At 63.1% G+C, this 10,487-nt stretch carries 13 protein-coding genes; 5 read left to right on the forward strand and 8 right to left on the reverse strand.

Annotated elements, in window-relative coordinates; genetic code table 11:
* Nucleotides 1-238: 238 nt before the first annotated feature.
* The 4 genes from clpS to AC1DX0_RS23835 form a co-directional block, all read right to left on the reverse strand.
* Nucleotides 239-544, reverse strand: coding sequence for an ATP-dependent Clp protease adapter ClpS (clpS, locus tag AC1DX0_RS23820; protein WP_477219804.1), 306 nt, complete (start codon nucleotides 542-544; stop codon nucleotides 239-241).
* 140 nt (nucleotides 545-684) lie between these two features.
* Complete coding sequence (locus AC1DX0_RS23825) at nucleotides 685-999, reverse strand: hypothetical protein (RefSeq protein WP_027044010.1); 315 nt, start codon at nucleotides 997-999, stop codon at nucleotides 685-687.
* A gap of 164 nt (nucleotides 1,000-1,163) precedes the next feature.
* The gene (locus AC1DX0_RS23830) at nucleotides 1,164-1,415 is read right to left on the reverse strand and encodes a hypothetical protein (protein WP_477219805.1); all 252 of its coding nucleotides are present in this window, start codon (nucleotides 1,413-1,415) and stop codon (nucleotides 1,164-1,166) included.
* Nucleotides 1,416-1,453: 38 nt separating this feature from the next.
* Nucleotides 1,454-1,753 carry a hypothetical protein gene (locus AC1DX0_RS23835; protein ID WP_019860700.1) on the reverse strand — a complete coding sequence of 100 codons (300 nt, stop codon included), beginning with the start codon at nucleotides 1,751-1,753 and terminating at the stop codon, nucleotides 1,454-1,456.
* Nucleotides 1,754-2,032: 279 nt separating this feature from the next.
* Between AC1DX0_RS23835 and AC1DX0_RS23840 the strand changes: the two genes are divergently transcribed.
* Both AC1DX0_RS23840 and AC1DX0_RS23845 read left to right on the forward strand, forming a co-directional pair.
* Entirely contained in the window at nucleotides 2,033-2,749 is a 717-nt protein-coding gene (locus AC1DX0_RS23840) for a response regulator (RefSeq protein ID WP_477219806.1), read from the forward strand.
* The gene (locus AC1DX0_RS23845; protein WP_477219807.1) at nucleotides 2,746-4,155 is read left to right on the forward strand and encodes an ATP-binding protein; all 1,410 of its coding nucleotides are present in this window, start codon (nucleotides 2,746-2,748) and stop codon (nucleotides 4,153-4,155) included. Before AC1DX0_RS23840 ends, AC1DX0_RS23845 begins: the two co-directional genes overlap by 4 nt.
* Nucleotides 4,156-4,172: 17 nt before the next feature.
* Here AC1DX0_RS23845 and choV read toward each other — a convergent pair whose 3' ends face one another.
* The 3 genes from choV to AC1DX0_RS23860 all read right to left on the reverse strand — a co-directional run bounded on the left by choV (nucleotide 4,173) and on the right by AC1DX0_RS23860 (nucleotide 7,273).
* Nucleotides 4,173-5,354, reverse strand: coding sequence for a choline ABC transporter ATP-binding protein (gene choV, locus AC1DX0_RS23850; protein WP_477219808.1), 1,182 nt, complete (start codon nucleotides 5,352-5,354; stop codon nucleotides 4,173-4,175).
* Nucleotides 5,351-6,205, reverse strand: a complete 855-nt coding sequence (gene choW, locus AC1DX0_RS23855) for a choline ABC transporter permease subunit (protein WP_477219809.1) — start codon at nucleotides 6,203-6,205, stop codon at nucleotides 5,351-5,353. The genes choV and choW overlap by 4 nt, the downstream gene beginning before the upstream one ends.
* Before the next feature lie 132 nt (nucleotides 6,206-6,337).
* On the reverse strand, nucleotides 6,338-7,273 hold the full coding sequence (locus tag AC1DX0_RS23860; RefSeq protein WP_477219810.1) for a choline ABC transporter substrate-binding protein: 936 nt from the start codon (nucleotides 7,271-7,273) through the stop codon (nucleotides 6,338-6,340).
* Between the two features lie 248 nt (nucleotides 7,274-7,521).
* Here AC1DX0_RS23860 and AC1DX0_RS23865 point away from each other — a divergent pair, with 248 nt between their 5' ends.
* On the forward strand, nucleotides 7,522-8,133 hold the full coding sequence (locus AC1DX0_RS23865; protein ID WP_027044004.1) for a thymidine kinase: 612 nt from the start codon (nucleotides 7,522-7,524) through the stop codon (nucleotides 8,131-8,133).
* 13 nt (nucleotides 8,134-8,146) lie between these two features.
* Here AC1DX0_RS23865 and AC1DX0_RS23870 read toward each other — a convergent pair whose 3' ends face one another.
* Complete coding sequence (locus AC1DX0_RS23870; RefSeq protein WP_477219811.1) at nucleotides 8,147-9,043, reverse strand: DMT family transporter; 897 nt, start codon at nucleotides 9,041-9,043, stop codon at nucleotides 8,147-8,149.
* A 111-nt stretch (nucleotides 9,044-9,154) separates the two neighbouring features.
* On the opposite strand from AC1DX0_RS23870, the gene AC1DX0_RS23875 reads away from it, so the two are divergent.
* Complete coding sequence (locus AC1DX0_RS23875) at nucleotides 9,155-10,012, forward strand: LysR substrate-binding domain-containing protein (RefSeq protein ID WP_477219812.1); 858 nt, start codon at nucleotides 9,155-9,157, stop codon at nucleotides 10,010-10,012.
* Between the two features lie 95 nt (nucleotides 10,013-10,107).
* A partial coding sequence (locus AC1DX0_RS23880) for a c-type cytochrome (RefSeq protein ID WP_477357061.1) occupies nucleotides 10,108-10,487 on the forward strand: 380 nt, incomplete at its 3' end.

Below are 10,487 nucleotides of genomic sequence, written 5' to 3' on the forward strand. Positions count from 1 at the left end.
GGCCAAAGCCACTGCCCAGGTGACGTTAGCGGCGATTGCCTTCAACATGCGCCGATGGGCCGCCATCACAGGATAGGTGCGCCCGCAGTCCGGCCCCACGAGGCCGAACCGCCGCCCGAAATTCCAAACCAGACACAAGAACTCACGAATACGGGCGATATTCCCGCAATCCCGCTCTCATCCGCGCTCTGCTGCAATTACACAACAGGCCCACAAGGGGAGAAGGGAAGAACCCTCTTCACTCCTCCGGCTCCGTCGTGAACAGCAGGGGATAGCCCTTCTCCTTGGCGGCGTCGGTGGCCCGCGTTGCCTTGGTTTCGGCGACATCCCTGGTGAACACCGCGACCACGCAGACACCGAGCCGGTGCGCGGTGATCATGACGCGGTGCGCCTGGTCCTCGCTGAGCTTGAACTCGCCCTTCAGCACCGTCACCACGAATTCGCGCGGCGTGAAATCGTCGTTGATGAGGATGACCTTGTAGAGCTTCGGCCGCTCGGTCTGCGGCTTGACCTTGGTACGTGGTTTTGTGGTGATTTCAGGCATTGGAACCGACAGTTTCGCGATCGGGCTTCACCGTGCATTTTGCCACGGGCGGCAGCGATCGTCCATTTTGATTGGCGTGCAGACCCTCAGCGCGGAGAGCCCGGTCATTCACAATCATGTGGGGAATTGTCGGGCGAGGTTCAACGGCCCTGGCGGCCGAAGACGCGGTGATGCGCGGCGGCATCCGCCCGGCGTTCCAGCCACGCCGCGATCGGCCATCCGGCAACGCAGACCAGCGTCACGGCAAGGAGCACGATCAGCAGCCACGCCTGGACAGGCGTAATGTAGTCCCAGTTGCTGGAAATTATCGGTGCGAACAGCGAGGGCTCGGTGCGGCCACTGGCAGGGTCGGGCACGGGGCTGGCGGTGAGCAGAATCAGCGCCCTGGCGACACCGGTGGCCACGAGGCCGCCAATCACCATGGAACGCAAAATGGACGAAAGCCGCTTCTTCATGCGGATTGTCCTACACGGCCGGCGTTGAAAACGGGTTAAGTCAGATCGAGGTGGCTGGCTGTGAGCCGCCGGTGTTCAGCCGCTCGATCGGGTGCCTGGCAGAAGGCCGCCCCAGCCAGTTGCGGCTGGAGCGGCCTTGATAGAAATCTGTCTTGCGACCTGGATCAGGCCTTCGGAGCAACCGCGGGCTTGGCCTTCTTCACGGTCTTCTTGGCAGGGGCCTTCTTGTGCTTGACCTTCTTGACGACCTTCTTCACCGGGGGCTTGGCGGTGGCGTCAGCAGCCGGAGCCGGGGTGGTCGTGGTGGCAGCAGCAGCCGGAGCAGCGGTCGTGGTGGCAGCGGCATTGCCGAGAGCCGGCATCGCGAAAGCGAGAGCGACGGCGAGACCGGTGGCGGACAGGATGGACTTTTTCATGGCTTTCATTTCCTTTTTATGCGGGTCGATTTTGAGTGTCACTGGACCGGGTCGTTCGGTGTCACTCCAAGCAGCTTCAAAGCATTGGCGAGCATCCGGATGCCCTGCGCCTGTTTCTTGGCAGCGCAGTACCGGTTGCCCTTTCTCTGAAGTGCCTTTGCCGCGGTGACCTGCGTTGCCGTGGCATGGGTTTCGAGGGCTTCATCAAATTGGTGGCTGAGATTGGCGCACCGTTCGCTCCGGGTAAGCGGCGCCTTTGCGTCCGACTGGCCGACAGCGGCAGTGACCAGGCCAAGGCCCAGCAACGCACCCAACAGACTGATCGACAAGCTTGGCATCGGTTTTTCCGTGAACCCGGAGATTAGCGTCGCAGCCGATAACCTGACCGCCACGGCACCGTTATGCCGCCCTACCTTTTCAGGAGTTTTTCCCGATTGTAGAATTTTGTTTCTGGATTGTGTCTGGCCGGGGCGCCGCGAAGAGGCCATAGCTTTCCATGTGGAGCAGGTGGAATTCGTTCTCCCTTGAAATCCAAGGCACTGGCCAACATATGGCCCGAATTCTATCGTGTGGCTCACCAGCCAGAATACTTGGCCGGCAACCAAACAGGGCAGCTCGTGAAATCCGACGCACACATACTGATCGTCGATGACGACAAGGGCATCCGCGACCTGCTTCAGGAGTTCTTCCAGAAGCGGGGCCTGCACACTTCGGTTGCCGCCGACGGCATCGAGATGGAGACCATCCTGCGCCGCGCGCAGGTGGATCTCATCGTGCTCGACGTGATGTTGCCCGGCAAGAGCGGGCTGGAACTGTGCCGCGACCTGCGCGCCCAGTATACGACGCCGATCATCATGCTGACCGCCGTCACCGAGACAACCGACCGCGTGGTCGGCCTGGAGATGGGCGCCGACGACTACGTGCCCAAACCCTTCGATCCGCGCGAACTGCTGGCCCGCATCCGCGCCGTGCTACGGCGCAATGGTGCCGCCGAGCCGAAACGCGCCAGCACCAAGCAGATCTACCATTTCGCCGGCTGGACGATGGACTGTTCGCGGCGCAGGCTGACCGCTCCCGACGATGTCAGGGTCGAATTGACCATGGCCGAATTCAACCTGCTGCAGACCTTCGTCAAGAGCGCCCAGCGCGTGCTGACCCGCGACCAGCTGATCGAACTCTCCGGCGGCGACAGCGACTATTCCTTCGACCGCAGCATCGACATCCTGGTCAGCCGGCTGCGGCGCAAGATGGAAGATGACCCGAAAACACCGAAACTGATCCTCACGGTGCGCAGCGGCGGCTACCAGTTCCTGCCTGAGACGACCTCCGAATGAGACGTTTCCTGCCGCAGACCTTGCCTGTCTGGGTGCTGCTGATCGTCATATCAGGCCTTTTGATCAGCCAGGTCGCGACCCTCTACATCGTCTCTCGCGACCGTGCCGCCGCCAACGATGTGGTCGACCTCTACCGCCTCAACGACCGCGCCTTCTCGCTGGTGCAGCTGATGAGCAGCGCCACGCCCGAGGAGCGCAAGGCAACCGCGGCGGGCCTGTTCAACGCGACTTACGCCCTTACCGTCTCGGACACGCCCGCCGTCACCTCCTCGATCGCGGGCGACGATGAGCTGGCCGAACTCGAGGACATCCTCGTCGGCCGGTTGTCGAAGTTCGGCGTCACCGACGCGCGCGTGCGGCGCGATCCGGCGACGCGCGAGGCCGACGACGCCAGCGGCGCCGTATCCGGTCCCGATGTCGGCCAGGTCGAACGCGACCTTCTGGTGCTGGCCGCCGATTTCGCCCAGAGCGACAAGCTGACCGCCTCGCTGCGCTTCGCTGACGGCCAGTGGCTGAACTTCACCGAACCGATCACGCCTGTCGGCCCGATCCTGAGCTTCGACAGCTTGCCGCTCTATTCGCTGATTGCCGGCCTGGTGGTGATCATGTCGATCTGGTCGCTGCGCCGGCTGACGGCGCCCTACCGGATGATGGAAACCGCCGTCAACCGCATCGGCAAGGATTTGAAGAGCCCGCCGATCGCCGAGTCGGGCAGCCGCGAGGTTCAAGCTGCCGCGAGAGCAATCAACGCCATGCAGGCGAGGCTGCGCGAATATGTCGAGGACCGCGAGCATCTTGCCGCCGCGCTCGCGCATGATTTGCGCACGCCGATGACCCGCATGCGGCTGCGGCTCGAACTGTTGCGCAAATCGGCGGTTCGTGAGGCGCTGGCGCATGATCTTGCCGATGTCGAGAGCATCGCCAGTTCGGTGATCGACTTCGCCACTTTCGAGGTCAACGAGGAAAAGACCGAGCGCATCGACTTCTGGTCGCTCGTGGAATCGATCGCCGACCCCTATCCGGAGGTCTCGTTCGACAATGACGATACCCGTTCTCGCGGCCTGATCTGCATCGCACGGCCGGTGGCGCTCAAACGCTGTGTCACCAATCTGGTGCAGAACGCCGTCACCTACGGCAAGAAGGCGCATCTCAGCCTGCACCGCTCGGACGGCACCATCACGCTGACCATCCGCGATGAAGGACCGGGCATACCGCAGGCTCAGATCGATGCCGTGTTCGGCTCCTTCGTGCGCCTCGAACAGTCGCGCAACCGCCAGACCGGCGGCCTTGGCCTCGGCCTCACCATCGCCCGCAACATAGCGCGCGCCGCCGGCGGCGAGATCAGGCTGTCCAACCACCCGGATGGCGGATTGCTGACGGAGCTACGACTGCCGCTGGCGGCCTGAAGTAGACGCGCGGCGCCTTACCGCCGCAGCACGGCGCTCAGCACATCCCTGATACCGATGGCGCCGACAAACCGCGACTGGTCGTCGAACAGCGCCACCGGTGCCGTCTGCGAGCGGTGCATGGCGAGCATGACGGTTTTCAGCGAGGTGCCCGGATTGGCCCAGAACACTTGCGCTGCTTCCTCCGACTGGGACTCGACATCGGCGCAGGAGACCCACACCGCCGGCTTGCCGTCGCGTTCGGCCGCTGCCACCAGCCCGTGCTCGTCGATCTTGAAGCGCGTCGTCTTGCGCCGGTCGAGCCACACCCAGCCGTCCGTGCTCTCCTCGAGGTCTCGGCGGTCGCGCATGACGTTCCAGGCGGTCAGCACCGAGAGTGGGTTCACATTGGCGATGAAGTCGCGGACGTAATCGTTGGCGGGGCGCAGCACGATGTCTTCCGGCGCGCCGGTCTGGACGATGCGGCCACCCTCCATGATGGTGATGTGGCTGCCGATCTTCAGCGCCTCTTCCAGATCGTGGCTGACGAAGATGATGGTCTTCTTCAGCTCGGCCTGCAGCTGCAGCAATTCATCCTGCAGCTTGGTGCGGATCAGCGGGTCGAGCGCCGAGAACGGCTCGTCCATCAACAGGATCGGCGCCTCGGTGGCGAAGGCTCGGGCAAGGCCGACGCGCTGCTGCATGCCGCCCGACAGTTCGTGCGCGTATTTCTTCGACCACTGGTCGAGATTGACCAGCTTGAGCTGGCGTTGCACGCGCTCCTTGCGCTCCGCCTCCGGCACGCCGGCAAGTTCGAGACCGAGGCCGACATTTTCTTCCACCGTGCGCCACGGCAGCAGGCCGAACTGCTGGAAAACCATCGCCACCTGCTTCTGCCGCAGCCGCCGCAAGGTAGCCTCGTCGCAGGTGACGACGTCGACGGTCTTGTCGCCGTCCTTGACCAGCACCTGGCCACGCGACACCACGTTCAGCCGATTGACGGCCCGAAGCAGCGTCGACTTGCCCGAACCGGACAGGCCCATCAGCACGGAAATCTCGCCCTCGTTGACGGTCAGGCTGGCGCCTGCACAGCCCAGCACATTGCCGGTCTTCTCGAGGATTTCGGCGCGCGTGGCACCCTTGTCGATCATCGCCAGCGATCCAGCCTGATCGGCGCCGAAGACGATATCGACATTCCTGAAATCAACGGCGACGGTCATTTCTTGCCTCCAACGGCAATTCTAGTCATCCGGTCGAGCACGATGGCGAGCACGACGATGGCGAGCCCCGCCTCAAGCCCGAGATCGATGCGGCGTGAGCCAAGCGCACGGTTGATTTCGGTGCCGAGGCCGCCGGCGCCAATCAGCGCTGCAAACACCACCATCGACAGCGACAACATGATCGACTGCGTCAGGCCGGCCATGATGGTCGGCAGCGCCGAGGGCAATTCGACTTTCCACAACAGTTGGCTCTTGGTGGCGCCGAAGGCCTCGCCGGCCTCGACGATCGACTTCGGCACCGAAACGACGCCGAGATGGGTGAGCCTGACCGCGGTCGGAATGACGAAGATGATGGTGACGATGAGGCCGGGCGCATTGCCGAGTCCGAACAGCGTCAGCACTGGGATCAGGTAAACGAAGGTCGGCAGCGTCTGCATCAAATCGAGCACCGGCAGCATGATCCGGTAGACCTTCGGCTTGTGCGCCGCCCAGATGCCGAGCGGCACGCCGATGGCCATCGCCATGGCGGCTGCGGCAACGACCAGCACCAGGGTCTGCACCGTCTGCTTCCACAGGTTCTGGTTGATGATGAAGATCAGGCCGAGGAATACGCCGATGGCCAGCGGCCGCGAACGTTGGAGCAGCCAGGCGACGACAGCAATGACCAGCGCCAGCACCACCGGCGGCACCATCAGCAGGATGTTGACCAGCCCGTCGAGAAGGAAATTGAGGCCATTGGAGAAGGCCCTGAAGATGGTGTCGAAATTGTCGGTCAGGAAGCCGAAGAACGCCTTTCCCCAGGCCCCTATCGGAATCTTGTGGTCGACCATGAATTGCGAAATCGGATCCATCTCACCCCTCTTCGTCCAGGAGCCGTCCTGCTCTCGGCTCGCGCAACGTCATCTTGTCACAGGATATGAAAAAGGGCAGCCTTTTCTAAGATGGCTGCCCTTCCTGGTTCGGCCTTGCCGAATTCAGTCGGCTCAGCTTCCGAGCGCGGTCTTGATGGCCGCTGCCGCGTCGCCACCGTCAAAGGTGGTCACGCCGGCGATCCAGGGAGCAACCGCGCCCGGGTTCTTCTTCAGCCAGTCGGTCGCAACGGTAGTGGCATCACCGCCCTTGAGGATCGCGTCCATCATCTGGCCTTCCATATCCAGATTGAACTTGAGGTTGGCGATCAGCTTGCCGGCATTCGGGCATTCGGTGGTGTAGCCCTTGCGCACGTTGGTGAACACGGTGGCGGCGCCGAAGCCGCTGTCACCCATGCCGTCGAGATAGGTGATCTTCATGGCGCCCATCACCGGATGCGGCGTCCAGCCGAGGAAGGCAATCCACTCATTGTTCTTCATCGACTGTTCGGCCTGCGTCAGCATGCCGGCCTCCGAGGACTCGACGAGTTCGAAACCGTCGAGCTTGTCGGCGGGATTCTTGATCATGTCGAGGATGATGCGGTTGCCGTCATTGCCGGCTTCGATGCCGTAGATCTTGCCGTTGAACTTGTCTTTGAACTTGCCAAGGTCGGTCAGCGACTTGACGCCGGCATCCGCGACATAGGTCGGCACGACGATGCCGTAGCCGGCGCCGGTCAGGTTCGTGCTGATGGTCTCGACCGAGCCATCGGCGGTGTAGTCCTTGATGTCGTTGGTCATCGACGGCATCCAGTTGCCGAGGAAGACATCAAGATCCTTGTTCTTCAGCGACGCCATGGTCACGGGCACCGACAGCTGGATCACCTTCGGCTCGTAGCCGAGCGCGGTGAGCAGCACCGAGGCAACCCCGGTGGTCGCCTGGATGTCGGTCCAGCCGACATCGGAAAGACGCACGGTCTTGCAGCTTGCGGCGTCACCTGCAAAGGCAGCGCTCGTGGACAACAAAGCCGCCAGGCCGAGGCCGGCGGCGAAGGAATTCATACGCGACATAGTTAGTCTCCCATTGTGATTCTTTGGCGAAGCGTAGTTACGGTTTCTCTGCCCGCCTTGTTTTGTCAGCCAAACACCATTCTCGTGTAGATTCAAGCGTCAAGGCAATCACGATCAACGGCGCGGACTGGCCAATCAGCGACACGGTTGACGCTTTTGTCTTGCCAGACACGGGAGAGCCGGCTTTTTCAGGGGAATGCGGCGGCGACCCCTCCCCGCCTTGGGCCAAGTCGGCTTAAAAGAGCGGCATGGCCAAGCTCTATTTCCACTACGCGACGATGAATGCCGGCAAGACGACGATGCTCTTGCAGGCGTCGTACAATTATCGCGAGCGCGGCATGACGACGATGCTGTTCGTCGCCGGTCACTACCGCAAGGGCGACAGCGGCTTGATCTCATCGCGCATCGGGCTGGAGACCGAGGCCGAGATGTTCCGCGACGGCGACGATTTGTTCGCCCGCGTCGCCGAGCATCACGACCATACGACGGTGCATTGCGTCTTCGTCGACGAGGCGCAGTTCCTCGAGGAGGAGCAGGTCTGGCAATTGGCCCGCATCGCCGACCGGCTGAACATTCCGGTCATGTGCTACGGCCTGCGCACGGATTTCCAGGGCAAGCTGTTCTCAGGCTCGCGCGCGCTGCTGGCGATCGCCGACGATCTGCGCGAGGTGCGCACCATCTGCCGCTGCGGCCGCAAGGCAACAATGGTCGTGCGCCTCGGCGCCGACGGCAAGGTGGCCCGCCAGGGCGAACAGGTGGCGATCGGCAAGGACGTCTATGTTTCGCTCTGCCGCCGCCACTGGGAAGAAGAAATGGGCCGCGCCGCGCCCGACGATTTCATCGGCTTCATGAAATCCTGAGCCCCGATCCGCGTCAGGCGGCCGCGACACGCCATAGCGGAAACCGCCAGCCCAGCCGGACACCGAGCGTCGCCACGGCGATCAGCACCATGCCGGCGGCCTGCGCCGGTCCAAGCGGATGCCCGTAAATCGCCCAGTCGATGATGATGGCAACGACCGGATAGATGAAGGTGATGATGCCGATCACCGGCGTCGTCAGGCGCGGAAAGGCCGAGTTCATCAGCACATAGGCAATGCCGGTGTGCAGCACGCCGATGCTGACCAGCCAGCCCCATGAATGCGCGGGAACAGGCTCGCCGATCCCGGCGAAAGGGGCGAGCATGACGATCCCGACGATCGTCTGGCAAAGCACGGTGACCTCCGCGCGCTGCTGGCCCAGGCCCTTGGCGAGGATGGTCGCCACTGCGTAGAGCAGCGCTGCGACCAGCGTCAGCGCGATGCCCAGCGCCCATGCCGTGCCGGCCTGTGCATGCGAAACCACCAGCCCGCTGGCCAGCACGACGCCAAGGAACGCGCCAAGCATCCACAGGATCTGGTCGAGCGAGATACGCTCCTTGAGGAAGACCACGCCGATGATAACCACGAAGAACGGCTGGACGTGATAGACGATCGTCGTCGTGGCGATCGACGTCATGGCGAAGCCGGCGAAAAAGGCCGTCCAGCTCAGCACCATGCAGGCGCCGGCAAGTGCTGCCAGCGCCAGGCGGGTCAAGGACAGGGTGCGGTCTGGCAGATAACCACGCAGAAAGCACCATGCGCCGAGGAACATGGCGCCGAACACGCAGCGCCAGAACACGATCGTCACGGGATGCAGCCCCGCTTCCGTCACGAAGGCGCCAACCGTGCCGGCGATCGTCATCGCGAAGGCCAGGCTCGCGGCCGGAAAACGGGAGGTTGGCAGGTCCTTCATCGAAATCCCTCGGGACTATGCCTCGGACAGGCGAGACCCATCTGGCCAGCAGCATAGCTTTCAAACAAGCGAATAGATTTGGACCTAGCTATTCGATATGCTGATAGCACCATGGCTGCTCCGCTTGACCTCAATTTGCTGAAAACCTTCGTCGCCGTCGTCGAGAGTGGCAGCCTGTCCAATGCGGCACCGCGGGTCGGCCGCAGCCAGTCGGCGGTCAGCATGCAGATGCAGCGGCTGGAAGAGATGGTCGGCAACCAGCTTCTGGTGCGGGGACCGAGAACGGTTACCCCCAACGCCATCGGCGAGGACTTTCTCATCTATGCGCGCCGGCTGCTGAAGCTGTCGGACGAGGCCTGGGCGAGCGTCACCCGGCCGAAGGAGACGGGCAGCGTGCGCCTTGGCGTACCGGACGACTATGCCGCCTTCCTGCTGCCGCCCGTGCTCTCACGCTTCGCCGAGGATCATCCGCTGGTGACGGTGGAACTGATCTGCGAACAGTCGACCGCGCTGGTGAAAACCCTGGCGGAAGGCCGGCTCGATCTGGCGATCGTCACCCGTTTGCCGGAGCAGGCGCTCGAGGTGATTCGTCTGGAACGCTTCGTCTGGGTCGCCTCGCCAAACCATGTCGCATGGCAGACCGATCCCCTGCCCGTCGCGCTGTTCGAGCCCGGCTGCGCCGCTAGAATGAACGTCCTGCAGGCGCTTGGCGAAGCCGACCGATCCTATCGCTGCACCTATTCCAGCGCCTCGCTGCTTGGCCTGATCGCGGTGGTGCAGGCCGGGCTTGCGGTCGCGGGTCTCGCTCAACGCAGCGTGCCGCCATCGCTGCGCATCATCGGCGGCAATGAAGGGCTTCCCGTGCTGCCGGATCTCGAAATCGGCATTTTGCGCAACCCGCTGTCGACGACACCGGCGGTCGATCGGCTGCACGATTTCCTGCGCCGCGACCTCGCGCAACAGGCCTGAGATCGTCGTCCAGGCCTTGCCAATCCGCCACGATGCAGCGTTTGTTAAGGGCTTGGTCCTATAAGGCCGTCAGCCAGAGCTCCCCGGGGTCAGCCATGCTTCGAGCCATTTCCTCAGCCAGCCTTCTTCTCCTTGCCACCTCCATTGCCGCCCACGCCGGCGGCGACCCCGTGCAGGGCAAGCACGTCTTCAACCGCTGCATCGCCTGCCATGAAGCAGCCAGCGACCGCGACAAGGTCGGCCCGCATTTGCTGGGTGTCGTCGGCCGCACCGCCGGTACAGCCGAGAGCTTCCTTGGCCATTATTCAGAGGCAATGAAGAGTGCCGGGGCGAACGGTCTCGTCTGGGACGAGGCAAATCTTGCTGAATATCTCAGGGCGCCCAAGCTCAAGGTTCCCGGCAACAAAATGGCTTTTGGCGGCCTGACCAATGACGACGACATCGCCAATGTCATCGCCTATCTGAAGGCTGATCC

This window comes from Mesorhizobium sp. P3_A9 (assembly GCF_056402975.1).